The organism is Micromonospora sp. LH3U1, assembly GCF_028475105.1.
GTDB lineage: Bacteria > Actinomycetota > Actinomycetes > Mycobacteriales > Micromonosporaceae > Micromonospora.
This window is the reverse complement of record NZ_CP116936.1, coordinates 3,188,909-3,212,811: the sequence shown is the minus strand read 5'-3', so window position 1 is coordinate 3,212,811 and position 23,903 is coordinate 3,188,909. Positions and strand designations below refer to the sequence as shown.

Sequence of the window (23,903 nt, the reverse complement as noted above, 5' to 3'; positions counted from 1 at the left end):
CCTGGCCGGGGACGTATCAGTGGGTGTCAGGGCTGCGGCACCAGCCGGAAGGACTGCGCGGCGGTGCCGTTGCAGGTGTACTGAATGAGCTGGACGCTGTCCGCGGTGGACGCCCCGGGCACGTCGAGACACTTGCCGCTGAGTCGGTTGACCAGGCGGTAGTAGCCGCCGCCCTCCGATTCGGCCCGCCACTGCTGGTTGTTGCCGCCGCTGTAGGACCAGAGTTGGATCGGCGCCGAGTCGGCGGTCGACACGTTTGTCACGTCGATCACCTGGGCGCTGTTGTTGCGGTTGTTGACCCGCAGGTAGCCGCCACTGGTCGGCGCGAACTGGTACTGCTGCGCGGCGCTGCTGTTGCACGCGTACTGCTGAATGGCCGTGCCGTTCGCGCTGGCGGCGGCCCGCGCGTCCACGCACTTGCCGTTGCCGCGATTGACCACGGTGTGCCAGGCGGTCGGCGAGATCGGGCCGGCCGTGGGGGTCGGCGTCGGTGTCGGGGTGGGGCTGGTGCCGACCCCGGCGAGCCAGTGCAACCCGTCGATCAGCAGCCGGTTCTGCTGCGCGCTGTCGAAGGTGGAGGACAGCCCGGTGTTGGTGCTGTAGTCCATCGCGTTGTGGCCGAAGTTGGCGTAGAGCATCTTGTATTGCCGGTTGCTCCACACGAGCGGGTAGTAGCCGCTGTACCAGGACTGGTTGGGGTCGGTGCCGACCGGGAAGCTGGACGGGTCGATCGAGGCGAGGATGTCGATGTTCGGGTTCTGCCGCAGGTCGTTGCTCCAGGAGTACCACTCGCTGATCGACGAGGGGAACGTCGCGGGCAGGTTGCGGGTGGCGGCGTGGGTGCGGTTGTCGGCGCGCAGCGTGACCCGGGTGGGGCCCCAGGTGTTCGTCTGGAAGGCGCCGGTGCCGAGGAAGGTGTTGTAGTACCAACTCCAGCTCGACGGGTTGTCGGTCCACGCGCTGACGTGGAAGCCCAGCCACGCCCCGCCATTCTGCATGTACTGCTGGAACGCGGCCCGTTGCGCGGTGGGCGGCGCGTCGTCGAGGAACATGACGACCTTGTACTGGGCCAGGTTGGCGGTGTTCAGCAGGCCCCAGTTGTTGGTGGCCTCCCAGGAGAAGCCGTGCTGGGCGGCGGCCTGCGGGAACCAGGCCCGGGCGTCTTTGACGAAGTCGATGTGCGCGGCGTCCCAGGTGCCGTTGTAGAAGGCCAGGACCTTGAACGTCGGCGCGGCCTGCGCGAGACGCGAGGCGTTGACCGCGAGGCCGGCGCTCAGCGCGACGATGAGGGCGACGAACATCGACAAGATCCGTCTGGTACGGGTGGAGAGTTCTGCGATCACCTGATCGTCCCTTCGATGGGGACGCGCGCCGCCGCGTCGACCTGAATCATCTGTTCACAAGGTTTACAGATAGACGGAAGGTTATTCCTTCACGCCGCGTGTCGTCAATCGTGGGCCGGCCTGTCGGGTGGGATTCCTACGGCAACGGGTACTCCGGCCGGATGACCAGCCCGGACGCCGTCGACGTCGACCAGCCGCTCGCCGTGGACGTGCCCGCCGCGCCGCACGACGCCAGCGGCGAGTGGGTGCCGACCCGGGACCTCGCCGGCCTCGCGCCGCCAGCCAGGTCGGCACGCCGCTGGACCCCGGGCCGGGTGGTGGCCACCCCGGCCGCGCTCGAACACCCGCACGGCCAACGGATCGTCGAACGAGTGCAGGCACAGGGCATCGAGGTGGAACACCTACGATCCAACCGACTCACCGGGGTACGCGGGCAGACCGACCGGGAGACGTACGCCCGGGCCAAGGCGACCATGGCGATCGTGGTGAGCCCACCCTCGCGGCGCACCCTGCAACCCATCGCGCCCAGCGCCGACTGGCGGGTGGACCTGGCCGAGGGCTGCCCGGCGCACTGCCAGTACTGCTACCTCGCCGGATCGTTGTCCGGCCCGCCGGTGACCCGGGTGTACGCGGACCTCGACGACATCCTGGCCGGGCTGACCACGTACGCCGGGCGCGGAACGGTGACCAGCCGCAACGCGCGGCGTGCCGACGAGGGCACCACCTTCGAGGCGTCCTGCTACACCGACCCCCTGGCGTTGGAGCACCTGACCGGTAGTTGGCGACAGGCCGTGCAGCACTTCGCCGACTGGGACGCGCCGGTGCAGCTGCGCTGGACCACCAAGTACGCCGATGTGGACACCTTCGTCGGGCTGCCGCACGCGGGCCGGACCCGGGTCCGGTTCAGCGTCAACTGCGCCCCGGTGAGTGAACGATTCGAGGGCGGCACCGCCCGGGTGCCGGACCGGTTGGCCGCGCTGCGCCGGCTCGCACTCGACGGCTACCCGGTCGGGCTGACCATCGCGCCGATCATCGCTCTGCCCGACTGGCCGGAGCGCTACGGCGAGTTGCTCGACCAGATCCGCGCGTCGGTCGAGGGGGTGCCGGAACTGGACCTGACCGCTGAGCTGATCACCCACCGGTTCACCCCCGGCAGCAAGGAGGTGCTGCTGGGTTGGTACCCGCGGACCCGGCTGGAGATGGACGAGGAATCGCGCACCCGCAAGCACGGCAAGTTCGGCGCGGTGAAGTACGTCTACCCGCGCGACACCATGGCCGAGCTGCGCGAATGGTTCCACACCGAACTCGCGGCGCGGGTGCCCGCCTGCCGAATCCTCTACTGGACCTGAGATCAGCCGACCGAGGAGCGAGCGACCGGCGCGGCGAAGAACGTGTCCGGGTACGGCTCGTCGCGGAGGCTGTAGTGCCACCACTCACGGTCGTAGTTGACGAACCCGGCGTCGGTCATCAACCCCTGCAACAACCGGCGGTTGTCCCGCGCCGTCCCCGTGATGCGAGGGTCGGCGGTGTGCGCCCGGGAGTCGAAGCAGTCGAAGCCCGTACCCATGTCGACGCTGTTGTCGGCGAAGCGCTGCCCACGTGGCGCGGTGCAGGCGACCAGCGGCTGACCGGCCCGGTACGGGGGTTGGCTGGCAGCCGGCTCGTCGACCAGGGTCAGGTCCAGGGTGCTCCCGCGGCTGTGCGCGGTGGGCGCCCCGATGTAACCCTCGGCGAAGAGCCGGTTCTTGGCCACATCCGGGTAGAACTCGGCCTTGGTCTCCTGCTCACCGGGGCGCTTCGACCAGGCCACGAAGTCGTCCACCGCCGGCTGCGGGCGGTAGCAGTCGTACACCTTGAGGCTGTGCCCACCGGCCAGCGCGGCGTCCTGCACGCGGCGCAACGCGTCGGCTGCCTGTCGGGTGACCAGGCACAGCGGCTCGCGGTAGCCGGTGATCGGGCGGCCGACGAAGTTGTGCGGAGTCGCGTACCGGATGTCGGTCTGGATACGCGGGTCGACGTCGGTCAGCACCACGAACCCCGGCAGCCTCTCGGCGGGGGTCGGCGTAGGGGTGGAACTCACCGGCGTCGGCTGCGGCGTCGGCTGTGGCGCGGCCGGCGCGGGGCGCGGCTCCGACCGCGAGCAGCCACCAAGCAGCGCGGCAAGCGCAAGCACGACGACGATGCGGCGACCCACCAGCCCTGTCTATCAGCCCGGCGACCCGCCGAAATCCCCTTCACCAGACCTCACCCCCGGAGACACCCACGCGATCTTGCACTTTCTGCCCCGACCTAAGGGATATCTCGCGCAAAACCGCGACCGAATCTGCAAGATCGCTCGGCCGACCCCGGGGAGGGGGACGCAGCAGTTCCGACGAACGCCACGGTTTCGCGGGGGCACCGCTGTTCGTGCACAGACCGGACAAAGGGCGCATCGGGCTCCGGGCGCCAGCTGCGGCGGCGGGGCGCGCTGGGCGTACGCGTGGAGCGCCCGTGGCCCCTTCGAAGGACACCGCAGAACCGCCCGGCGGAAGGTGTCCGAGAGGCTTCCGGAAAGTTTCCGTAACTCCGACGAATCTCGAACCGACCTGGCGTGTTGTCAACCCCTACCCGTGAGGCAAGATGACGCGTGGAACGGGCGCACCGTTTCGGGACACTCGGTTGGCGACGTCTTGTGGTCGTTCTTCCGGCTCGGTGTGAAGGAGACGCGGGTGGGCGCTGAAGACGGACGCAGGGTGACCATTACCGCGATCGCGCGGGAGGCCGGGGTGTCGGTGCCGACCGTGTCGCGGGTGCTCAACGGTCGGTCCGATGTGGCCCCGGACACCCGGGAGCGCGTCGAGGAGTTGCTGCGCCACCACGGCTACCGACGTCGCACCAGCCGCAGCGTCCGCCGTGCCGGCCTCGTCGACCTGGTCTTCAACGACCTGGACAGCCCCTGGGCCGTGGAAATCATCCGGGGCGTGGAGGATGTCGGGCACGGCGCGGGCGTCGGCACGGTCGTTTCGGCGATCCACCGGCAGCCCACCGCGGCCCGGCAGTGGTTGCAGAACCTGCGCACCCGGGCCACCGACGGCGTCATCTTCGTGACCTCGCACCTGAGCCCGCCGCTGCACGCGCAACTGCGTCGCCTCAACGTGCCGGTGGTGGTCGTCGACCCGGCCGGCGTACCGGCGATGGACGTGCCGACGATCGGCGCCACCAACTGGGCCGGCGGGCTCGCCGCCACCGAACACCTGCTCTCGATCGGGCACCGGCGCATCGGCTTCGTGGCCGGGCCGACGACCCTGCTCTGCAGCCGTGCGCGACTCGACGGTTACCGGGCCGGGCTGGAAAGCGCCGGGGTGCCGGTTGACGACGTGCTGATCTACCCGGGCGATTTCTACCACGCCTCCGGGTTCGCTGGCGGGACGGCACTGCTCGACCTCGCCGATCCGCCGACCGGCATCTTCGCCGCCAGTGACCAGATGGCCTTCGGCGTCTACGAGGCCATCCGGCGGCGAGGGCTACGCGTGCCGGACGACGTGAGCGTCGTCGGTTTCGACGATCTGCCGGAGGCCCGCTGGGCCTCACCACCGCTGACCACCGTGCGCCAACCGTTGGTCGAGATGGGACGGTTGGCGGCACGGACCGTGCTGCGCCTGGCCCAGGGCGAGGGCATCGACTCGCCGCGGGTGGAGCTCGCCACGGAACTTGTGGTGCGCGACAGCACCGCCGCCCCGCTGACCGGGTCGCCTCGCTCGACGTGACGGCCGGAACTGCGTCAGAATCCGGTTGGACCGGTTCCGATCTGCTTCCGAGAATTTCCGGCCGGCTGGCGCTACCCGACCCGCTGGCGCGGTGAGCGACCGACGGTCACCCACCGCGCCGCACGGTCAGTGGTGGTGGTGCGAGCGGACGGCCTTGCGGATGGTCACCGGCAGCGCGGGAGCGCCGTCGACCGGCGCCGGATCCTCGGCGGTCGGCGCCACTCCCCCGGCCGCGATCCGGTCCAGGGTGGCCAGGCCGGCCCCGTCGACCTCGCCGAAGATCGTGTAGTTGGGGCGTAGCGCGGAGTTGGCGTACACCAGGAAGAACTGGCTGCCGTTGGTGTCCGGCCCGGCGTTGGCCATGGCCAGCACGCCCCGGGCGTAGACCCGGCGCTCCCCGGTCGGGTCGGTCGGTGCCGGCGGCAGGTCGGTTGGCAGTTCGTCGCGGTACCGGTATCCCGGGCCGCCCTCGCCGGTGCCGGACGGGTCACCGCACTGCAACACGCTCAGCGTGGGGTACGCGGTGAGCCGATGGCACGGGGTGCGGTCGTAGAAGCGCTTGCCGACCAGGTGCAGGAAACTCTGTACGGTGCACGGCGCGGCGGCCCGGTCCAGCGTCAACCCGATCGGCCCGTGGTTGGTCGCCAACGTCACCCGGACGCTGCCCCGGGCCGGGGTGCGTCGCGGGTCGGGCGGCAGCGGCACCGGCCGGGCCGCGGGCTCGTCCGGCGTCTCCGTGTACGCGCACGGCCCGTGGGTGGTGCGCGGCGGTCGGGTTGCGGTGTCAGACGCGGCGGAAGCGCTCAGGGCGTCGGCCGACGGGCCGGGCGCGGCGACCGCGGTGGCGGACGCCCCGACGACCAGCGCCCCGGCGAGCACGGTCACCCCCGCGAGGCGGGTCAGGGCGCGCACCGGCCGGCGGGGTGCCGCCGCACCGCTTCGCGGTTCGAGTTCACTCGACACAGGGATCCTCCTGGACTCGTGGTGCCAGAAAGACCGGAGTCTATGGACGGCAGCGCCGGATGTCGATCCGTCAGGTCAACCGACGGCGACGCCGCCACAGCAGCCCGCCCGACAACACCAGCACGCCCGCGCCGCTCAACGCGGTCACCGACCAGAGCCACCCCGAGCTGGTACGCGCTGGCCCGCTGGCCGCCGCCGGCCGGGGCGCACCGGGCGCCGCCAGCGCGGACGGCACCGCCGACGGCGTGGCGGTCAGCTCGCCCGGCTCGACCAGCCGGCCGACGGAGGCGTTCCGGGGCAGGGTGAAGCCCCAGTCCAGCAGGGCCGCGCCCTGCTCCCAGCCGCGCATCGGTGCCGGTTCGGCACCCAGCAGGGTCACCACCAGCCGTCGCCCGTCGCGTTCCGCCGCGCCCACGTAGGTGTGCCGGGCCAGGTCGGTGAAGCCGGTCTTGCCGCCGAGCGCACCCGGGTACTTGTAGATGAGCTGGTTCTCGTTCTGGATCTCGAAACCCTTGGTGCGCTGCGCCGGCTGGGCGGGGATCGCCGTCTGATCGGTCAGCGCGTACCGGCGGAAGGTCGGCTCGGCGAAGCAGGCTCGGGCGATCAGTGCCAGGTCGTAGGCGCTGGTGAACTGCCCCTTGCCGTCCAGCCCCGACGGGGTGACCGCGTGCGTCTGGAGCGCGCCGAGGTGGTGCGCATGCTCGTTCATGGCGCGCACCCCGGCGGAGGCGTCGTTCCCGCCGCTGCCGAGCCGGGCCAGCGCATTGGCCGCCTCGTTGCCGGAGTTGAGCAGCAGCCCGAGCCAGATGGTCTCGATGGTGTAGCGGCCACCCGCGACCAGGCCGACGGCGGAGGAGCCGGGCTCGATGTTCATGTCGTCCGGGGTGACGGTCACCGTCTGCTTCGGGTTCAGCCGGGGGAGCATCGTCGCCGCCAGCAGGAGCTTCTGGACGCTGGCCGGGGTGCCGTACTCGTGTGGGCCGCAGCCGCCGAGCACCTGGCCGCTGTCCAGGTCGGCGACCAGCCACGACCTGGCGGTGATCGCCGGTGGCGCGGCGGCGCCGGCCGGTACGACCAGGCCGGTCGTGTCCAGCGCCGCGCCGCCGACCACCCGCTGCTCGGGCACGGCGGGCGGGGGTGAGGGCCGGGGTGGACGGGACATCGCCGGCGACGGCACCCGGGGGCATCGCACGGTCGACCCGGCGGACGCTCCGCGGCGGCGACCGGCGCGGGAGCGAGCAGGATGGCGGACGCCGTGACCGCCAGCAGCGCAGCTCTCATGTGCCCGACCCTAGTCAACAAGATCGCCCGGCGGGGCTGGACGAGATGCCCCGGTCGGTCAACGCGCGTCGCCGCGGCCACCCAGGTAGTCGTGCAGCGCGGCGCTCCCCCGCAGCCGACGCAGGCTACGGGCGTGCAGCTCCTGCTCCCGGCGGGCCAGCTCGGCGCGGACCCGCTGAGCGCTGCCGGTGGTCCGCAGTTCGCCCAGAACCGCCGCGATGATCTCGAACGGGTACGCGCCTCGCCGCAGCAACGCGATGACCTGTGCGGCGCGTAGCTCCGCCTCGTCGTACACCCGGTAGTTGGTGCCCTGGGCGCGGCCCGGCCGCAGCAGCTCGCGCTCCTCCCAGAGCCGCAGCTGCGAGGTCCGGACCCCGACCAGGGCGGCGACCTCTCCGATGCGCACGTTGCGGCGCGGTGCGGGCCGGGCCTCCGGTGGGCTGGCCAGCACGGTCTCGAAGGCGCCGAGCACCCGGCGGATCTCGGCGCGTTCCCGGTCCAGCTCGGCGTGGCCGCCGTCGAGCGCCGCGAGGGCCGCCGGCAGGTCGCCCCGGTGCACCGCCGCCATGATCTCCCGGGTACGGCTCCAGCCGTGCCCCTCGGCCAGCCGCCGCGCCACGGTCAGCGCCCGCGCGTGCTCGGTCGTGAAGATCCGGTAACCGCTCGCGGTACGCCGCACCGGCGGCAGCACACCCACCTCGACGTAGTTGCGCACCTGCTGCACCGAGATCCCGACGGTGGCCGCCAGGTCCACGGCACGCAGGCGATCCTGCGGGGCGACGTCCACGTGAGTCACCGTACCGCTTGCTACGTGATTTGAGACTTTGCGGGAGGACCCGCCAGAGCCAGCAGCAAAAACTCGTCAGAAGTCTCTATGTGGGGATGAATGAGACAATGGAACCCGCCAGTGCCCGGCGGGAGAAACTCCCGCCACAACTCCATGAAGGGTTCGCATGCCGCAGCCAGCATGGTCCGCCGCCGACAGCCACGACATGATCGAGGTACGCGGAGCGCGGGAGAACAATCTCGCCAACGTCTCGGTCGACATCCCCAAGCGCCGGTTGACCGTCTTCACCGGTGTCTCCGGGTCGGGCAAGTCGTCGCTGGTCTTCGGCACCATCGCCGCCGAGTCCCAACGCATGATCAACGAAACCTACAGCGCGTTCCTCCAGTCGTTCATGCCGAACCTCAACCGGCCGGACGTCGACTCGCTGCGCAACCTCAGCGCGGCCATCGTCGTCGACCAGGAACGGATGGGGGTCAACTCCCGCTCCACCGTCGGAACCGCCACCGACGCGTACGCCATGCTGCGGATCCTCTTCAGCCGGCTCGGCCAGCCGTCCATCGGCGGCGCCGGGGCGTTCAGCTTCAACCTGCCCGAAGGCATGTGCCCCACCTGCGAGGGGCTGGGCCGGGTCTCCGACCTCGACGTCAACGAGTTGGTCGACGTCGAGCGCTCCCTCAACGACGGCGCGATCACCGTGCCCAACTTCGCTGTCGACTCCTGGTACTGGCAGACCATCGTCGGCTCCGGCCTGTTCGACCCGGACGTCAAACTCCAGGACTTCACTCCGCAACAGTGGGAGGACTTCCTCCACAAGCCGGCCACGAAAATCAAGGTGGGCAGCAACAACTGGACGTACGAGGGTCTGGCGGTCAAGGTCAAGCGGCTCCTTCTCGCCAAGGACCGCGAGTCGATGCAACCGCACATCCGCGCCTTCGTCGACCGGGCGGTCACCTTCACCAGCTGCGGCGACTGCGGCGGCACCCGACTCAACGCGGCGGCCCTGTCGTCGCGGATCGCCGGACACACCATCGCCGCCTGCTCGGCCATGCAGATCAGCGACCTGGCGACCTTCGTCCAGGGCATCGACGACCCGGGGGCCGCGCCACTCGTCGCCAACCTTCGCGACCTGCTGGACTCCCTGGTCGAGATCGGCCTGGGCTACCTCAGCCTGGACCGTGAGTCGGCGACCCTCTCCGGCGGTGAGGCGCAACGGGTGAAGATGGTCCGACACCTCGGCTCCAGCCTCTCCGACGTCACGTACGTCTTCGACGAACCCACCGTCGGCCTGCACCCGCACGACATCGCCCGGATGAACGACCTGCTGCTGCGGCTACGCGACAAGGGCAACACCGTCCTGGTGGTGGAGCACAAACCGGAGACCATCGCGATCGCCGACCACGTGGTCGACCTCGGGCCGGGGGCCGGCACCGACGGTGGCCGGATCTGCTTCACCGGCGACCTCCCCGGCCTGCGCCGCTCCGACACGCTCACCGGCCGGCACCTGGATCACCGGGTGACCCTGCGCGACGAGGTACGCCAACCGACCGGGCAACTCGCCATCCGCCAGGCCGACCTGCACAACCTGCGCGACGTGAACGTGGACATCCCGCTCGGGGTGCTCACCGTCGTCACCGGCGTCGCCGGCTCCGGCAAGAGCTCACTGATCCACGGGTCACTACGCGGCCGGTCCGGTGTCGTGATCGTCGACCAGTCCCCGATCCGCGGGTCACGACGCAGCAACCCGGCCACCTACAGCGGGCTGCTCGACCCGATCCGCACCGCCTTCGCCAAGGCCAACGGGGTCAAAGCCGCACTGTTCAGCGCGAACTCCGAGGGCGCCTGCCCAGCCTGCAAGGGGATCGGGCTGATCTACACGGACCTGGCGATGATGGCCGGCGTGGCCAGCGTCTGTGAACGGTGCGAGGGGCGACGGTTCACCGACGAGGTGCTCACGTACACGCTGCGCGGCAAGAACATCAGCGAGGTGCTGGCCATGTCCGTCACCGAGGCGTACGCGTTCTTCCCGCACCTCATCCTCGGTCGGCTGGTCGACGTCGGGCTGGGTTACCTCAGCCTCGGCCAGCCACTGACCACCCTGTCGGGCGGGGAGCGGCAACGACTCAAGCTCGCCATCCACCTGGCCGAGAAGACCACCACGTACGTCCTGGACGAGCCCACCACGGGCCTGCACCTGGCCGACGTGGACCAACTCCTGGCCCTGCTCGACCGCATGGTCGATGCTGGAAACACGGTGATCGTCATCGAGCACCACCAGGCGGTCATGGCACACGCGGACTGGCTCATCGACCTCGGCCCGGGCGCCGGGCACGACGGCGGCCAGGTCGTCTTCACCGGCACACCCGCCGACCTCGTCGCCCGCGGTGCCACCCTCACCGCCAACCACCTGCGCGAGTACGTCCACCAGCCGGCGGCCGCAAAGGCTTAGTGCCTGCCCTGCCAGCCGGGCAGCCTGTTGCGTTGCTTGTGCCGTGCGGCGTTGCTTGTGTGGTGCTGCTCAGGCGACCCGGCGCAGCCAACGTCGCTGCCAGGGGGTCTCCACCGCCTTCGGGTGGTAGCCCGCCCGAACCCACGGCACCGCACGTTCGACCGGCAGGCCGTCGAGGATCGCCAGCGCGGCCAACGCCGTCCCGGTGCGCCCCACTCCACCTCGGCAGGCCACCTCGACGCGTTCACCATCGTGCGCCCGCCGCAGCGCCACCCGCAGGGCGTCGAGGGCATCCAGCCTATCGATCGGTACCCAGAAATCCGGCCACCGGATCCGCCGGTGCGCCCAGGCAGGCTCCGGACCAGGTGCCAACAGCAGGGCGAAGTCGGCGGGCGAGGTCGCCGCACCGACGCGACGACCGCGCACCGTCGCCCCACTGGGGAGTACGAGTACGCCCGACTGCTTGGACCAGGGCTGAGCGTCAGTCACGTGAGCATTGTGCCGCCACTGCCCGACGGGTGGGTACAGACAGCGCCGCCCCCGGCCGGTGGGCCGGGGGCGGCGCTGGTGTCGGTGTGCAGGTCGCCTCTCGGCGAGTGGCACGACGCGGCTCCAGCCGAACGGTATTCCGCGAAGGCGATATTAGGTGAGGCCCGGGGACACTGAGTCACACCGACACCCACCACAACCAGCCGGCACCCCACCTTGTTCCCCCGCCCCGCCCACGCCCGCGCCACCCCGAAGGCCCCGACGCCGTGCCGCCCCCTGCCCCACCGACCCATAGCCCGCGACGCCGCCGCGCCATGGCCGTGCCGCACGAGATCTTGGACAGTTTCCGTTCCCCCGCTAACGGAAACTGTCCAAGATCTGCGGGCAACCGCTGGCGGGCGACGTCCTTTGCCACTGTTCACCGGCCAACACATCACCCGCTGCCACCGACCGGCGCGGGGTGCGGGATGTAGGTATGCCGCTGGCCGGCACCCCGGGGTGGGGGTGCCGGCCAGCGGTCGGTGTTCTGCGGTGGGTCAGCTGTTCCAGTGCTGGCCGACGAGGTCAGCGGCCTGCTGCTCCCACTGGGCGTACGCATCCGGGTACGCCGAGACCTGGACGGTCTGCGCGGCCTGGGTCAGGGGCATGTCCTGCCACCCATCAACCTGCTTCAAACCCTTGAGGAACGCGGTCGTGGAGTAGGCGGGGTCGGTGATCTGCTCCGGGGTACCCCAACCACTGGTCGGGCGCTGCTGGAACAGGCCCAACGAGTCATGGTCGTTGGCGTCGCCGAGGTGGCCCAGGTTCTCCAACTTCGACTCCTGCAGACTCGTCGCGATCGAGATCACCGCGGCGCGCTCGGGCAGGCCGGCCTTCTTCGTCGCGGCGATGATCGCCTTGACGTTCGCGGTCTGCTCATCGTTCAGAGGGATCCGGGACTGGTCGCCCTGAGGCTTAGCCGTCCGCACCGCAACCGCGACCGGCTTAGCATCGACCGGGGTGGCGGCGTGCGCGGCGATCGGGCCGGCGAACACACCACCAGCGAACGCGAAACCAGCAACGGACAGCATGCTCTTACGAATGATCGTGTTCATGGGGTTAGCTCCTTCGGGGGTAAGAACACCCGCCCGCCGATGGGGGTCGGTGGTGCGGGTGTGAGCACCTCGTCCGGCGCTGCACATACAAAGGGGAAAGGTCTGGGGTCGGCGCCTACGGTGGCTCGGCGTCCGGGGTCGGCGGCCTACGGGCGGAGGGCTCGTGGCGCCGGGGTCGGCGGCCTACGGGCGGTGGCTCGTGGCGCCGGGTTCAGGTGTAACGACCGGGGGCCGGGGGTCATTCCGGGGGTGGCCCATCCATCGGCACCCTCGTGGAGGCGGTGGCCGGGCGGTCGTGGGGACTGTAACGACCGGGCGGGGCCCGGCATTCCAACCCCCGGGGGGACCGGCTTTCCAACCCCTGGGGGTGGGGTGGTGGGCCGGTGGTGCTGCGATCGTCAGAGTGTGTAACGACCCCGGGCCGGCCATGATTCCAGCCCACGGGTGCGACCGGTCACCACCCATAACCACCCACGGCCGGACAAACCACCTACATAACCTCCCGCCGGCGACACCAAACCACCCTCCCCCGGCATGATCCACTCCCCTTCACGGAAACCGCGGTAACCGGCCGTCCGGACACCCCGACATCACGGAAACCGAGTCGACCACGAACAGGCCGATCCCGTCGGCGCGCGCAGACCTGACAAAACGCCCCCTCGGGGTCTGAGTCGCCGGTTGCGGAGGCCATTCATCGCGGCTCGGGGGTCATCTTCTGGTCGGCGGCGGAGACCTTGAAGGGACATGGCCCCTGGAGGGGCCAAAACCCTCCAAGATCGCGGTCAACCACGGCGGACACCGCAACCACCCCACCTGCGGCGCCCCCGCCTAAGGGATCAAGCCTGACCGCCCGGAGGACGGCACGCCGAACCCGCCCCGACGCGGGCCGCGGGACGGGCCGGGTGCCATAACCGCCCCCGACAACGGACAACGACAACCGTCACGCGAACGCGCGCAGCGGGTTGCCCGCTCTAGCGCTCGTCCGAGGCCCGCGAACCGCTCCGATAGAGCGTGCCGCGACCACCCGGATCGGGCACACCGCTCAAGCCAGGCCCACCACTCAAGCCGGACCCACCACCCAAGCCAGGCCCACCACCCAAACCAGGCCGACTACTCATGTCGCGCCCACCATTCCAGTCAGACCCACCGCTCCAGTCAGACCCACCGCTAAAGTCCGGCCCACTGTTCGACGGGCTCGACGAAGGGCCGGCCGATTCGGCGGTGCGGGAGGCACGTCGGGCTCGCAGCACGCGGGACCCGACGAACCAGGCGCCCGCAGCCACACAAACCACGATCACCACTTTCTGGAGCGTGCCGACGTAACCCTCGACGAGATGCCAGTTGTCGCCGAGTAGGTAGCCGGCGAGCACGAACGTGGTGTTCCAGATCAGGCTGCCCAGCGTGGTGTACAGCAGGAACGTGGTCACCGGCATGCGTTCCACCCCGGCCGGGATGGAGATCAGGCTCCGGAAGATCGGGATCATCCGGCCGAAGAAGACGGCCTTCACGCCGTGTCGGAGGAACCACGCCTCGGTCCGGTCCACGTCGCTGAGCTTCACCAGTGGAAGCCGGGTCACGATGGCGCGCATCCGGTCGCGGCCCAGCGACGCGCCAATCAGGTAGAGCGCCAGCGCACCCACCACCGAGCCCAGCGTGGTCCAGAAGATCGCACCGACCAGGCTCATCCTGCCCTGCGCGGCGACGAAGCCGGCCAGCGGCAGGATCACCTCGCTGGGAATCGGCGGGAACAGGTTCTCCAGCGCCACCGCCAGGCCGGCACCCGGGCCGCCGAGCCGTTCCACCAGGTCAGTGACATAACCAACGATTCCGCCCTGCGGCGGTTCCGCTGCGGCGGTGGGGGTTCCGGTGACGAACACGGCGTGGAACGTTCGAATCATGCACCCACCGTACGAAGTGATCCTGAGAGAAGACCGCGTCGGCGTGGCCGCGCCGGGCCGTACCCCGTTGCGGCTCGCGGTGGTGCAGCCACTGTGCGTACCCCTGGATGTCGCGGAGAATGCGCGGACGCACGCGGCCGCGGTCCGCGCGGCGCGCGTCCGGGTGGTGGTCTTTCCGGAGCTGTCGCTGACGGGGTACGAGTTGGACGCGCCGGTCGTGTCGGTCGACGACGCGCGGTTGGCGCCGCTGGTCGAGGCGTGCGCCGAGACGGGCGCGTTGGCCCTGGCCGGCGCGCCGGTCGTGGGTGACCACATCGCGATGCTGGCCGTGACCGGCGCCGGGGTAACGGTGGCGTACCGGAAGATGTGGCTGGGCGACGTGGAGTCCCGCCGGTTCCGGCCGGGCGAGACGCCCGCCGTGCTCAAGGTGGACGGATGGCGGGTGGGGTTGGCGATCTGCAAGGACACCGGCGTCGCCGCGCACGCGGCGCGAACCGCGGCGCTCGGGATTGACGTCTACGCGGCAGGTGTCCTTGAGTCGCTGCGCGACACGGCCGTGACGGACCAGCGGGCGCACCGGATCGCCACCACGCACCGGGTCTGGGTCGCGGTCGCGAGTTTCGCGGGGTCGACCGGCGGCGGTTACACCGAGGCGGCGGGCCGGTCGGGGGTCTGGACGCCGGAGGGCGAGGTGTACGTGCGGGCGGGCACGAAGCCAGGCGAGGTGGCCAGCGCCCGCATCGGTTGAACGGTCGGTCAGTGACGGGCGACACCCAGCACGCTGTCGTACGCCTCGGGCAGGATCGACCCCATGGGCACCTTCCCCCCTCGACTCTCCGTGGTCACGCTGGGAGCACGCGACATCGGCGCGCTGCGGTCGTTCTACCGTTCGCTGGGCTGGCCGGAGCTGCCATCCAGTAATGACGGGTGGTCGGCTTTTCTGCTCGGTGGGGTCCTGTTCGCGCTCTATCCGCTGCCGGAGCTGGCGGTCGAGGCGGCACCGGGCGTGCCCGATCCGGCGGGCGGCTGGTCCGGCGTCACGTTGGCCTGCAACGTCGACAGCCGTGAGGAGGTCGACACGGCCTTTACCGCAGCCGTGGCGGCGGGCGCGACGGTGGTGGCAGAGCCGACCGACCGGTCCTGGGGTGGGCGCTCGGGCTATGTCGCCGACCCGGAGGGCAACCGCTGGGAGATCGCGTGGGCGGGCACGGCGCGCTTCGATGAGCGCGGCGCTCTGACGTCGTTCGGCTGAGTGTGTGGCGGTTGCTCGTCGACGGCGACCTTTGGGATGCTGCGCGGATGACTTCCTTCCCGGGGACCTTCGCCGACGACGTCATCGGCCAACCGGCTAAGGCGCAGTTCGAGACGTTCATCGACGAGCACCGCAGAGCACTCAACGGCTACCTGGACGGGCTGACCGAGGAGCAGGCGCGCCGATCGTTGGTGCCGTCCCGGACCACGCTGCTGGGTCTGGTGAAGCACACCGCGTTCGTCGAGAAGGTCTGGTTCGACGAGGCCATCACGTGCCGGTCCCGCGCCGAGATCGGCATTCCCGCGACGCCGGACGAGTCGTTCATCCTCGATGACGACGACACGATCGCCACCGTTCAGCGAGCGCACCGGGAGGCCTGCGACGCCTCCCGTCGGGCGACGTCCTCTCTGGGTCTGGACGACGTGCTTCGCGGCAACCGGCGCGGCCCGCTGCCGCTGCGCTGGGTGTACCTGCACGTGCTGCGCGAGCTCGCTCAGCACTGCGGGCACGCGGAGATCCTGCGTGAGCAGCTCATAGCCAAGTAGCGCGGTTGGCCGACGCGCGGTCAGCCGACGTCCAGCACCTCCCGCAACCGTGCCGCGAACTCCTCGGGCTTGCCCGCATAACCGAACTCTCCACCGAGGAAGCCTCCGTGGTGACTCGGGAACACCAGGGCCTGCTGGCCGAGCAGGGCCGCGGTGCCAAGGGACGTACGCGCGGTGTACGTCCCCGCCGACTCCTCACCGACCGCGACCACGATCCGGGTCGGTGCCGCGGTGAGCAGGCTCGCGTCGGGGCGGTAGTCGGTGATCGCCCACGAACTCTTCGACAGCAGCGGATCGTCGCGGGTGCCGTCGTCGTCGGTCGACATGCCGAACATCGCCGGGTCGGGCGTGGGCTGGGCGAAGTAGGCATCGGTGAACTCGCCCTGCCACGAGGTCATCGCGATGAACGCGGCCATGCCGGCACCGGTGCCCTTCGCCTGGTACGCCTCGTAGAAGCCGGCGCGGGCGCGCTCGGCGGCGTCGGCGTCGGGGAGCACCGCATTGATCGGCGGCTCGTGCGCTACCAACGTGACGACGTCGCCAGGGTAGGTAGCGACGAGTTCGAGTGCCGTCACGGCACCGCCGCTACTGGCGAACACGTCGACCGGGCCGGCGCCGAGCGCCTCGATCAGCAGGTGCAGGTCGGCCGCCTGCTGCTGCGGCGTGTGGTCGGTTCGGCCGTCCTTGCGGATGCTCCGGCCCAGCCCACGCGGGTCGTAGGTGACGACGGTGCGGTCGGTGAAGTGCACGGCGAGCGCGTTGAAGCCCTCCGCCGTCATCGGCTGGCCGATCATGAGCAGCGCGGGGCGCCCGCCGGACGGGGGCAGCGGGCCACGGACGTCGTAGACCAGGTCGACGCCGGGCACGGCGAGGGTGTGCGTCTGCGTTGTCGTCATGCCGGTGACACTACGGCCGGCGGGAAGCGCTGGGCGACCACGCCGTGCCGACCACGTCGATCAGGTGCCCCTCGTAGGCCCCGGACCGCTACCGTCACCGGATGCCCGAGTTGGTCGCGCCCACCGTCCACCTGCACGCCGCCTGGTTGGAGGCGCACGACGAGTGGGGTCCCGGTCTCCACGAGGACGGTTTCGGGTTGCGGTCGACCGATGAGGTGCGGTCGCCGGAAGGGTTCGACCTGTGCCCGGCACGGCGGTACTGGATCACGCTTTAGCCCACCCGCCGGTGTCGCCGAAGCGACGCAGCGTCCAACGGGCCGGCGGCCAGCCGCCGGGGTCGTGGTCCGTGGTCCATTCGGTGATCGAGGCCGGGGGCACGTCCAGGTCGAACGCCCGAAAAATCGGCTGCGCGGCGAGCGCATGGAACGCGCCCTCGACGGTCTCGCTGTGGCCGACCAGGACCACGGTGGCTCCCCGGTGCCGGTGTGCGATCTCCATGATCGCGCGGCTGACGCGGACCACCAGTTCGGCCCAGCTCTCGTTGCCCTCCTCGAACGGCCGAAACACACCCCCACCGGCCACCGCGTGTTCCGTGCGGAAGCGGGTGGTCGGCAGGCCGTCGGCGTACGGGGGTGTGTGCCAGGTACACAAACCACAGTCGGCCACGGGTCGGACGCCGAACGCCGCGCCGATCGGTTGCGCGGTCTCGACGGCCCTGCGCAGCACGGACGAGTAGACCGCCACCGGTATGTCGGCAGCGACGTCGCCGGTGAGCCGATTGGCCAGATCGTGTGCCTGCTCGTGGCCGAGGGCGGTGAGGCCCCGACAACCACGTGGTCCGCCCACGATTCCTTCAAGCTGGTGGAGCGACTCGCCGTGTCGCACGAAGATCAGACGTGTCCGCATCGGGACATCATGCCAGCGGCATCGACGAAGCTATCAGTCGTCCGTACGGCTGGTGGAAAAGCTGCTCGCCTGTGTGAGCAGAGCGTCGAGCTGAGCGCCCGTCTGCGCTGGTAGCCGGCCGCGGTCCACCAGCTCGGCGATGCGTTCCCGTAGGTCGGCGACGCGCTTGGCCCGGTCCCTGGTGCGGCGGTTCAGGTCGGCGAGGTCGTCGCGCAGATCCTCGGCGGTCTTCCGTTCGACGTCGCCGCGGGCGACCGCCGCGGCGAGGACGGCGGAGAAGTCGCTGGTCACCTCCCGGAGGCTGACCGGCACCTGCTGCCCGACGGTCGGGGGCGCGGTGTTGTCGGCCGGGGGTGACGGCGAGGACGTTGTCGCCGGGGTCGGCGATTGCGTCGTGGGTGTGGGGGCGGGGGTCGCCGGCGGGGCGGCGACCTGGGACGAGCCTGGTGCGTCCGGCGTGCCGAGGGGGCCCTGGGCGAGCACTGCGCCGAGGCCGACCAGCACGGCGACGACGGCCGCGACGAGAACGGCGACGGGTCGGCGCGATCGGCGACGGGCCGGCGCGGCGGCGGTCGGCGCGGGGCGGGCCGCCGAGCGGTCGATCAGGGTGGAGGGTGGGCCGCCGGCGGGATGCGCAGCAGCTCGGTGGGCGGCTCGACCGGCTGGCCGGCACCGAAGCGGCGGGCCAGGTGCGCGGCGCTCGGCCGGTCGGCCGGGTTGGTGGCCATGCAGGCGACGGTCAGCTCGGCGATGTCGGCGGGGAGGCCGGGCACCCGCAGCGGCGGCACCGGAGTGCCGCGCCGGTGCACCTCCAGAGCGTCCTCCCAGCTCTGCACGGGCAGCGGCGCCCGTCCGGTGAGGGTGCGGTAGAGCAGCACGCCGAGGGCGTACACGTCGCTGGCCGGGTCGGGCGGGCCGGCGGCCAGCCGCTCCGGGGCGAAGTAGGCGGGTGTGCCCATCAGCGGCTCGCCGGACTGGCCGTCGAGCCCGCCAAGTGCGGCGATGCCGAAGTCGAGCACCTTGGCGCCGGTGTCGGTGAGCATGACGTTGCCCGGCTTGACGTCGCGGTGCACGACGCCGATGCGGTGCGCGGCGGCCAGTGCGGCGGCGATCTGCCCGGCCACCCGGACCGCCTCCGGCCAGGGCAGCGGCCCGGTCCGCAGCCGGTCGGCCAGGTTGTGGCCGTCGACGAGCTCCATCACCAGGTACGGGACCACGACGCCGCCGGCCAGGTTCGCCTCGGCGTAGTCGTACACCTGGGTCACGTGTGGGTGGGTCAGCCGGGCGGCCGCGCGGGCCTCGCGTTGGATGGTGGCCCGCAGTTGCGGGTCGGCGGCGAGTTGCCCGGCGAGGACCTTGATCGCGACCGGTCGGCCGAGCACGTCGTCGTCGGCCCGCCACACCTCGGACATGCCTCCGAGGCCGATCCGCTCGTGCAGTACGTAGCGGTCGTGGAGACGGAGGGTAGGCATGAAGGGCGACATGGCTTCACCAGTCTGCCTGGCGATGCTGAACTCGACCACCCTCCGTGCCCGGACCCACACTGTTCGTCCCGTGCGTACCAGAATGAGTTTCGACCGGGTCAGGAGCAGCGGGAGGTGGCGGGCAGCGGTCGCGGCTGGATGCGGTCGGCGAGCCGGCGCAGGGCGACGGCGGCGGCCTGCCGGGTCGGGACGAGCAGGGCCGGCCGGGCGCGTTCGACCTGGACCGGGGCATCCGGTCGGGCCGAGTTGACGTGTCGGTTCATCGCGTCGAGCGCGGTGATGTAGCCGGTGGGAAGTTCCATGGTCAACTCCTCGGGACAGGTCCGGTGGAGTCCCGGACGACGAGTGCGGTGGGCAGCAACACATGACCGGCCGCGGCGTCCGCGGGCGGGTCGAGCAGAAGTTCGGCAGCGATCCGGCCCTTTTCTTCGGCCGGCTGCCGGACGGTGGTGAGGCCGGCCGCGGCGGCCTCGGGGACGTCGTCGAAACCGGTCACCGAGACGGGTGGACGGTCCCGGGACGGCCGAGCGGCCAGGGCGTCCAGCACGCCGAGCGCGAGCACGTCGGAGCCGGCCAGCACGGCGGTCGGCGGTTCGGGTTGGTCGAACAGCCCGACGACGGCCGCGGCGGCTGCCTGGCGGCTGTTGCCCGGGGCGTTGACCAGGGTCAGCTCGGCCCAGCCGACGCCGACCTCGGCGAACGCGTCGGCGAAGCCGGTGAGCCGGCCCCGGGTGGTGGGGTGCGGCACCTGGTCCACCCCGGCCAGGGTGAGGGGGCCGGCCGGGGCGTCCGACAGCACGGAGTCGGCGAGCAGCGCCACCCGCCGGTGACCGAGGCCCGCCACGTGTGCGGCGGCACTGTGCGCGGCGGCTCGCTCGTCGATGCCGACGAACCGCTCGTCGGGGCCGGCATCGTCGCGGGCGGCCGTGCTGACGAACGGCAGCCCGCGTTCCCGGATGACGTCCAACGCCCACTCCTCGTCGGCGACGCAGTAGACGCAGAAGCCGTCGACAACGGCGTTCTCCACCGCCCGCCGGGCGTCGGTCACCGCCGGGGGCAGCGGCACCAGGAGCATGCTCGTGCTGTGCCGCTCGGCCGCCACGCCGACCCCGGCGAGGAAGCGGACCGCGAACGGGTCGGTGAACGCGTATGACAGTTGCGAGGTGAACAGCACCCCGATCGACCCGACGAAGCCTCGGCGCAGGGAGCGCGCGGTGGGGTTGGGGCCGGGGTAGCCGAGCTGGCGGGCGGCGTCCAGGATCCGCTCGCGCAGGGTGGCGGAGAGCTGGTCGGGGCGGCTGTAGGCGTTGGACACGGTGCTGCGGGAGACGCCGACTGCGTCGGCCACGGCTTGCAGTGTTGGCTTCACCGGCACCTCTCTGTATCGATCCAGTCTGTATCGATGCAGAGACTAACCCGACCAGTCGGCGTCGGTCAATACGTGGGTTTGATCCACGCGTCGGCAAGCCTCAGGGCTCCAGCACCAGGCGCCCCCGCAGACCCCCGCCGGCCAGCCGCTCATGTGCCGCCGCCACCTCGGCCAGCGGCAGCCGTCCGGCCAACCGCAGGCTGAGCTGGCCGCTGTCGACCAGCGCCGACAGCTCAGCCAGCTGCGCGCCGTCGGCATGGACCTCCTGCACGACGACCCGGGTGGCGCGCAGCGGGGCGGGGCGAACGGCGCCACCAGCGCGACGAACACTGCCCCGCCCCGCAACGCCTCGTGCGCGGCGACGCCGATGACCGCCGCGTCGACCACCGCGTCGACCCCGCCCGGCACCACCGCGCGCACGGCTGCCCCGACCCGGTCGGTCCGCGCCACGAACCAGTTCGCGCCCAGCGACCGGACCAACTCCTCGTCCCGCGCGTCGGCCACGGCGACGGTCCGGATGCCGCGCAGCGCGGCCAGTTCGAGCAGTAACCCGCCCACCCCACCGGCCCCGCCGGTGACCAGCAGCGTCCGCCCGGCGTCCAGGCCGGTGAGGGCGAGCGACCGGGCCGCGGTGAGACCGATCAGCGGCAGCGTCGCCGCCAACTCCGGAGCGACGGTACGCGGTGCCAGCGCCACCGCACCCTCGTCCAGCACCACCCACTCGGCCTGCGCACCCGGCGCGGAGAGCAGGTCCCGCAGTCCGATCACCTGATCACCCACCGCGAACCGTCGTACACCCGGCCCGACCGCGTCCACCTCCCCCGCCACGTCCCAGCCCAGCCCCACGACGGGCAACGGTGGCAGCAGGCCGGCCGCGCTCAACGCGCCGCTACGGGTGGACAGGTCGATCCGGTTGACGGCGGCGGCGACCACCCGCACCCGTAGTTGCCCGACCCCCGGCTCCGGCTCGGGCAGGTCGACGATCTCCAGAACCTCGGGGCCGCCGAACCGGCGGACGATCACAGCTCTCATGCCAGCGACGCTAGAAGCGTTACCCTCCGGCGAGAAGGAGGCACCTTCGGGTGCCCTGGGCACCCGGGAGGTACACGATGGCCACCATGACCGCCGGCGAGCGCCGCGAGCGGGACCGGCGTTCCTACAACGCGTTCCTGGCCGAGTGCCCGGGTCACGAGCTGCTCGCGACGCTCAGCGACAAATGGTTGACGCTGGTGGTGAGCGCACTGGCCGACGGGCCGCAACGGCACAGCGAACTGGCCCGCACGGTGGCCGGGGCGAGTCAGAAGATGCTCACCCAGACGCTGCGCAAGCTGGAGCGTGACGGCCTGGTCAGCCGATCGGTGACCGCCGACGTGCCGGCCCGGGTCGACTACCAGCTCACCCCGCTGGGCGAGAGCCTGCTGCCGGTGCAGCGGGCCATCAAGGCATGGGCCGAGACGCACATCGGCGAGGTGCACACGGCCCGCGCGCGCTACGACGCTCCGGGCAGCTGAACGCCCTGGTTCGGGAGTGCCGCCCGCCCACGGTCAGGGCAGGCGGGCGACGCCGCCGTACATGCTCACCTCGACGACCGAGGGACGCGGCTGCGGCTCGCTCTCGGCCCGCCACTCCGCGACCGAGGTGATGCCCGGCTCGACCACGTCGAGATCGGTGAAGAAGCGGGCGAACTCGTCCCTGGTCCGCAGGTTGATCAGCCCGTGCGGGCCGCCGCCCTTGGCAGCGGCCTTGGCCTGCTCGGCGACCTCCGGCGGAAGGTATTCGTGGGTGGCGTGGGAGGCGACCAGGTAACTGCCCGCCGGCAGCGCGTCGATCAGGTGCCGCACCCGTGCGGACGGGTCGTCGTCGTCGGGCACGAAGTGCAGGACCGCCACCAGCATCAGGGCGACCGGCTGCGACAGGTCGATGGTGCGTCTCAGCTCCGGGTGGGCGAGGATCCGCTCCGGGTCGCGCAGGTCGGCGTCGATGTAGGCGGTGGCGCCCTCCGACGAGCTGGTCAACAACGCGCGAGCGTGGGCCAGCACGATCGGGTCGTTGTCCACGTAGACCACCCGGGACTCCGGCGCGATGCCCTGGGCGACCTCGTGGGTGTTGTTGGCGGTCGGGATGCCGGTGCCGATGTCGAGGAACTGCCGGATGCCGGCCTCGCGGGCCAGGTAACCCACCGCCCGCTGCAGGAAGCGGCGGTTCTCCAGCGCGGAGGTGCGGATGGTCGGGAAGGCGGCCGCCATCACGTCGCCGGACTCCCGGTCGGCCTGGAAGTTGTCCTTGCCGCCCAGCCAGTAGTTGTAGCGGCGGGCCGGGTGCGCCACCGAGGTGTCGATCCGGTCGCTCGGCGAGCCGGCCGTCGCGCGTGATGCATCGGTGGTCAAGGCTGCCTCCGCGATGGCGTCTGTCCACTGTCACTGGTCGTTGACCATGCTAGTGCCACCTGAGGGGCAGCCGCCGGCCCGTTCGACGGTCAGGCCGGGTAGAGGTCGTCCAGCATGCCCCCGAGGATCTCCGACGTACGCTCCGGCGGCTCGGCCTCGACACAGAGCCGTTCCATGGCCACCGCGTAGTAATCCAGGTCGTCGCGTTTGTCGAGGTAGATGGCACTGGTGAGCTGTTCGATGTAGACGATGTCGGGCAACTCCTGGTCACCGAAGCGCAGGATGGTGAAGGCACCACCGGCCGCGGCGTGGCCGCCGGCGGCGAACGGGATGACCTGGAGCCGGATGTTGGGCGACTTGGTCGCCTCGATGAGCGCGGTGAGCTGGCCACGCATGACCGCGGCACCGCCGATCGGGCGGCGCAACGCTGCCTCGTCCACCACGGCCCAGAGCTGGGGCGGGTTGTCCCGGTAGAGCAACTGCTGGCGCTGCATCCGCAGGGCGACGCGTCGATCGATCTCCTCCGGACCGGCCGCGCCGTGCCCGAGCAGCACTACCGCCCGCGCGTACTCCGGGGTCTGCAGGAGGCCGGGCACGAATTGCACCTCGTAGCTACGGATCAGCGCGGCTGCGGCCTCCAGGCCCAGGTACGACTGGAACCAGGTCGGCAACACGTCGCCGTAGCGATGCCACCAGCCAGGGCTGTTGGCGTCCCGCGCAAGCTTGAGCAGCGCCTCGCGCTCGTGTTCCTCGGTGACGCCGTAGAGGGTCAGCAGGTCGACGACGTCGCGTTCCTTGAAGCCGACCCGACCCAGCTCCATCCGACTGATCTTGGATTCGGAGGAGCGGATCTCCCAGCCGGCGCCCTCTCGGGTCACCCCACTGGATTCCCGCAGACGGCGCAGTTGGGCGCCGAGCAGCATGCGCAGCACGGTCGGCCCGGTTGTCGGGCCACCCTCGGCGGGAACCATCGTCACGTGCGGACCTCCGGATACCGACCCATCGCGGCGGGCACCC

General features: G+C 71.2%; 24 protein-coding genes and 2 pseudogenes. 8 read left to right on the top strand and 18 right to left on the bottom strand.

The window, feature by feature from the left end; all coding sequences use genetic code 11:
- Nucleotides 1–26: 26 nt before the first annotated feature.
- A complete protein-coding gene (locus PCA76_RS14475) occupies nucleotides 27–1,343 on the bottom strand; it encodes an RICIN domain-containing protein (protein ID WP_272618503.1) in 1,317 nt (438 codons plus the stop codon).
- 161 nt (nucleotides 1,344–1,504) lie between these two features.
- Between PCA76_RS14475 and PCA76_RS14470 the strand changes: the two genes are divergently transcribed.
- A complete protein-coding gene (locus PCA76_RS14470) occupies nucleotides 1,505–2,692 on the top strand; it encodes a spore photoproduct lyase family protein (RefSeq protein ID WP_272618501.1) in 1,188 nt (395 codons plus the stop codon).
- Nucleotides 2,693–2,694: 2 nt separating this feature from the next.
- Here PCA76_RS14470 and PCA76_RS14465 read toward each other — a convergent pair whose 3' ends face one another.
- On the bottom strand, nucleotides 2,695–3,516 hold the full coding sequence (locus tag PCA76_RS14465) for a M15 family metallopeptidase (protein ID WP_442930261.1): 822 nt from the start codon (nucleotides 3,514–3,516) through the stop codon (nucleotides 2,695–2,697).
- 535 nt (nucleotides 3,517–4,051) lie between these two features.
- On the opposite strand from PCA76_RS14465, the gene PCA76_RS14460 reads away from it, so the two are divergent.
- A complete protein-coding gene (locus PCA76_RS14460) occupies nucleotides 4,052–5,089 on the top strand; it encodes a LacI family DNA-binding transcriptional regulator (RefSeq protein WP_272618497.1) in 1,038 nt (345 codons plus the stop codon).
- A 126-nt stretch (nucleotides 5,090–5,215) separates the two neighbouring features.
- Here the strand turns inward: PCA76_RS14460 and PCA76_RS14455 are convergent, their stop codons facing one another.
- From PCA76_RS14455 to PCA76_RS14445, 3 genes and pseudogenes are all read right to left on the bottom strand, one after another.
- On the bottom strand, nucleotides 5,216–6,052 hold the full coding sequence (locus PCA76_RS14455; protein WP_272618495.1) for a peptidylprolyl isomerase: 837 nt from the start codon (nucleotides 6,050–6,052) through the stop codon (nucleotides 5,216–5,218).
- A gap of 70 nt (nucleotides 6,053–6,122) precedes the next feature.
- Nucleotides 6,123–7,333: pseudogene (locus PCA76_RS14450) on the bottom strand (D-alanyl-D-alanine carboxypeptidase family protein).
- A gap of 58 nt (nucleotides 7,334–7,391) precedes the next feature.
- Complete coding sequence (locus PCA76_RS14445; RefSeq protein ID WP_272618493.1) at nucleotides 7,392–8,120, bottom strand: MerR family transcriptional regulator; 729 nt, start codon at nucleotides 8,118–8,120, stop codon at nucleotides 7,392–7,394.
- A 166-nt stretch (nucleotides 8,121–8,286) separates the two neighbouring features.
- On the opposite strand from PCA76_RS14445, the gene PCA76_RS14440 reads away from it, so the two are divergent.
- Nucleotides 8,287–10,566 (top strand): excinuclease ABC subunit UvrA, encoded by a 2,280-nt coding sequence (locus PCA76_RS14440; protein WP_272618491.1) that lies wholly within the window; start codon nucleotides 8,287–8,289, stop codon nucleotides 10,564–10,566.
- A 69-nt stretch (nucleotides 10,567–10,635) separates the two neighbouring features.
- Here the strand turns inward: PCA76_RS14440 and PCA76_RS14435 are convergent, their stop codons facing one another.
- The 3 genes from PCA76_RS14435 to PCA76_RS14425 all read right to left on the bottom strand — a co-directional run bounded on the left by PCA76_RS14435 (nucleotide 10,636) and on the right by PCA76_RS14425 (nucleotide 14,047).
- Nucleotides 10,636–11,055 carry a protein-tyrosine phosphatase family protein gene (locus PCA76_RS14435; RefSeq protein ID WP_272618489.1) on the bottom strand — a complete coding sequence of 140 codons (420 nt, stop codon included), beginning with the start codon at nucleotides 11,053–11,055 and terminating at the stop codon, nucleotides 10,636–10,638.
- 536 nt (nucleotides 11,056–11,591) lie between these two features.
- Nucleotides 11,592–12,149 carry a hypothetical protein gene (locus tag PCA76_RS14430; RefSeq protein ID WP_272618487.1) on the bottom strand — a complete coding sequence of 186 codons (558 nt, stop codon included), beginning with the start codon at nucleotides 12,147–12,149 and terminating at the stop codon, nucleotides 11,592–11,594.
- Between the two features lie 971 nt (nucleotides 12,150–13,120).
- Nucleotides 13,121–14,047 (bottom strand): DedA family protein, encoded by a 927-nt coding sequence (locus PCA76_RS14425; RefSeq protein ID WP_336298066.1) that lies wholly within the window; start codon nucleotides 14,045–14,047, stop codon nucleotides 13,121–13,123.
- Here PCA76_RS14425 and PCA76_RS14420 point away from each other — a divergent pair.
- The 3 genes from PCA76_RS14420 (at nucleotide 14,046) to PCA76_RS14410 (ending at nucleotide 15,844) form a co-directional block, all read left to right on the top strand.
- Nucleotides 14,046–14,795, top strand: coding sequence for a carbon-nitrogen hydrolase family protein (locus PCA76_RS14420; RefSeq protein ID WP_272618485.1), 750 nt, complete (start codon nucleotides 14,046–14,048; stop codon nucleotides 14,793–14,795). The two genes, PCA76_RS14425 and PCA76_RS14420, sit on opposite strands and share 2 nt — an antisense overlap.
- Nucleotides 14,796–14,858: 63 nt before the next feature.
- Nucleotides 14,859–15,299, top strand: a complete 441-nt coding sequence (locus PCA76_RS14415) for a VOC family protein (RefSeq protein WP_272618483.1) — start codon at nucleotides 14,859–14,861, stop codon at nucleotides 15,297–15,299.
- Between the two features lie 47 nt (nucleotides 15,300–15,346).
- Nucleotides 15,347–15,844: a DinB family protein gene (locus tag PCA76_RS14410; protein ID WP_272618482.1), complete on the top strand. Its 498-nt coding sequence runs from the start codon at nucleotides 15,347–15,349 to the stop codon at nucleotides 15,842–15,844.
- A 20-nt stretch (nucleotides 15,845–15,864) separates the two neighbouring features.
- Here the strand turns inward: PCA76_RS14410 and PCA76_RS14405 are convergent, their stop codons facing one another.
- Nucleotides 15,865–16,740: an alpha/beta fold hydrolase gene (locus PCA76_RS14405; RefSeq protein WP_272618480.1), complete on the bottom strand. Its 876-nt coding sequence runs from the start codon at nucleotides 16,738–16,740 to the stop codon at nucleotides 15,865–15,867.
- A gap of 101 nt (nucleotides 16,741–16,841) precedes the next feature.
- On the opposite strand from PCA76_RS14405, the gene PCA76_RS14400 reads away from it, so the two are divergent.
- On the top strand, nucleotides 16,842–17,015 hold the full coding sequence (locus PCA76_RS14400) for a hypothetical protein (protein WP_272618478.1): 174 nt from the start codon (nucleotides 16,842–16,844) through the stop codon (nucleotides 17,013–17,015).
- Here the strand turns inward: PCA76_RS14400 and PCA76_RS14395 are convergent.
- The 7 genes and pseudogenes from PCA76_RS14395 to PCA76_RS32825 form a co-directional block, all read right to left on the bottom strand.
- Complete coding sequence (locus tag PCA76_RS14395; protein ID WP_272618476.1) at nucleotides 17,005–17,646, bottom strand: histidine phosphatase family protein; 642 nt, start codon at nucleotides 17,644–17,646, stop codon at nucleotides 17,005–17,007. The genes PCA76_RS14400 and PCA76_RS14395 overlap by 11 nt on opposite strands.
- A 33-nt stretch (nucleotides 17,647–17,679) precedes the next feature.
- The gene (locus PCA76_RS14390; protein WP_272618474.1) at nucleotides 17,680–18,150 is read right to left on the bottom strand and encodes a hypothetical protein; all 471 of its coding nucleotides are present in this window, start codon (nucleotides 18,148–18,150) and stop codon (nucleotides 17,680–17,682) included.
- Nucleotides 18,151–18,248: 98 nt separating this feature from the next.
- Nucleotides 18,249–19,118: a serine/threonine-protein kinase gene (locus tag PCA76_RS14385; RefSeq protein WP_272618472.1), complete on the bottom strand. Its 870-nt coding sequence runs from the start codon at nucleotides 19,116–19,118 to the stop codon at nucleotides 18,249–18,251.
- 110 nt (nucleotides 19,119–19,228) lie between these two features.
- Complete coding sequence (locus tag PCA76_RS14380; protein ID WP_272618470.1) at nucleotides 19,229–19,432, bottom strand: hypothetical protein; 204 nt, start codon at nucleotides 19,430–19,432, stop codon at nucleotides 19,229–19,231.
- Between the two features lie 2 nt (nucleotides 19,433–19,434).
- Nucleotides 19,435–20,478, bottom strand: coding sequence for a LacI family DNA-binding transcriptional regulator (locus PCA76_RS14375; RefSeq protein WP_272618468.1), 1,044 nt, complete (start codon nucleotides 20,476–20,478; stop codon nucleotides 19,435–19,437).
- A gap of 121 nt (nucleotides 20,479–20,599) precedes the next feature.
- A complete protein-coding gene (locus PCA76_RS32830; protein ID WP_442930260.1) occupies nucleotides 20,600–20,770 on the bottom strand; it encodes a zinc-binding dehydrogenase in 171 nt (56 codons plus the stop codon).
- Nucleotides 20,771–21,243: 473 nt separating this feature from the next.
- Nucleotides 21,244–21,531: pseudogene (locus tag PCA76_RS32825) on the bottom strand (alcohol dehydrogenase catalytic domain-containing protein); the annotation flags it as partial.
- A 77-nt stretch (nucleotides 21,532–21,608) separates the two neighbouring features.
- Here PCA76_RS32825 and PCA76_RS14365 point away from each other — a divergent pair.
- Nucleotides 21,609–22,010, top strand: a complete 402-nt coding sequence (locus tag PCA76_RS14365) for a winged helix-turn-helix transcriptional regulator (protein ID WP_272618464.1) — start codon at nucleotides 21,609–21,611, stop codon at nucleotides 22,008–22,010.
- Nucleotides 22,011–22,043: 33 nt separating this feature from the next.
- Here PCA76_RS14365 and PCA76_RS14360 read toward each other — a convergent pair whose 3' ends face one another.
- Nucleotides 22,044–22,886 (bottom strand): SAM-dependent methyltransferase, encoded by an 843-nt coding sequence (locus PCA76_RS14360; protein ID WP_272618462.1) that lies wholly within the window; start codon nucleotides 22,884–22,886, stop codon nucleotides 22,044–22,046.
- Nucleotides 22,887–22,975: 89 nt separating this feature from the next.
- Nucleotides 22,976–23,857 (bottom strand): helix-turn-helix domain-containing protein, encoded by an 882-nt coding sequence (locus PCA76_RS14355; protein ID WP_442930259.1) that lies wholly within the window; start codon nucleotides 23,855–23,857, stop codon nucleotides 22,976–22,978.
- Between the last annotated feature and the right edge of the window lie 46 nt (nucleotides 23,858–23,903).

What these genes read in the sequence shown, in the direction of transcription:
- PCA76_RS14430 (WP_272618487.1), bottom strand. Translation starts at nt 12,149, where the DNA reads ATGAACACGATCATTCGTAAGAGCATGCTGTCCGTTGCTGGTTTCGCG.
- PCA76_RS14415 (WP_272618483.1), top strand. Translation starts at nt 14,859, where the DNA reads ATGGGCACCTTCCCCCCTCGACTCTCCGTGGTCACGCTGGGAGCACGC.
- PCA76_RS14400 (WP_272618478.1), top strand. Translation starts at nt 16,842, where the DNA reads ATGCCCGAGTTGGTCGCGCCCACCGTCCACCTGCACGCCGCCTGGTTG.
- PCA76_RS14470 (WP_272618501.1), top strand. Translation starts at nt 1,505, where the DNA reads ATGACCAGCCCGGACGCCGTCGACGTCGACCAGCCGCTCGCCGTGGAC.
- PCA76_RS14385 (WP_272618472.1), bottom strand. Translation starts at nt 19,118, where the DNA reads ATGCCTACCCTCCGTCTCCACGACCGCTACGTACTGCACGAGCGGATC.
- PCA76_RS14355 (WP_442930259.1), bottom strand. Translation starts at nt 23,857, where the DNA reads ATGGTTCCCGCCGAGGGTGGCCCGACAACCGGGCCGACCGTGCTGCGC.
- PCA76_RS14405 (WP_272618480.1), bottom strand. Translation starts at nt 16,740, where the DNA reads ATGACGACAACGCAGACGCACACCCTCGCCGTGCCCGGCGTCGACCTG.
- PCA76_RS14395 (WP_272618476.1), bottom strand. Translation starts at nt 17,646, where the DNA reads ATGCGGACACGTCTGATCTTCGTGCGACACGGCGAGTCGCTCCACCAG.
- PCA76_RS14410 (WP_272618482.1), top strand. Translation starts at nt 15,347, where the DNA reads ATGACTTCCTTCCCGGGGACCTTCGCCGACGACGTCATCGGCCAACCG.
- PCA76_RS14440 (WP_272618491.1), top strand. Translation starts at nt 8,287, where the DNA reads ATGCCGCAGCCAGCATGGTCCGCCGCCGACAGCCACGACATGATCGAG.
- PCA76_RS14365 (WP_272618464.1), top strand. Translation starts at nt 21,609, where the DNA reads ATGGCCACCATGACCGCCGGCGAGCGCCGCGAGCGGGACCGGCGTTCC.
- PCA76_RS14420 (WP_272618485.1), top strand. Translation starts at nt 14,046, where the DNA reads ATGCACCCACCGTACGAAGTGATCCTGAGAGAAGACCGCGTCGGCGTG.
- PCA76_RS14380 (WP_272618470.1), bottom strand. Translation starts at nt 19,432, where the DNA reads ATGGAACTTCCCACCGGCTACATCACCGCGCTCGACGCGATGAACCGA.
- PCA76_RS14425 (WP_336298066.1), bottom strand. Translation starts at nt 14,047, where the DNA reads ATGATTCGAACGTTCCACGCCGTGTTCGTCACCGGAACCCCCACCGCC.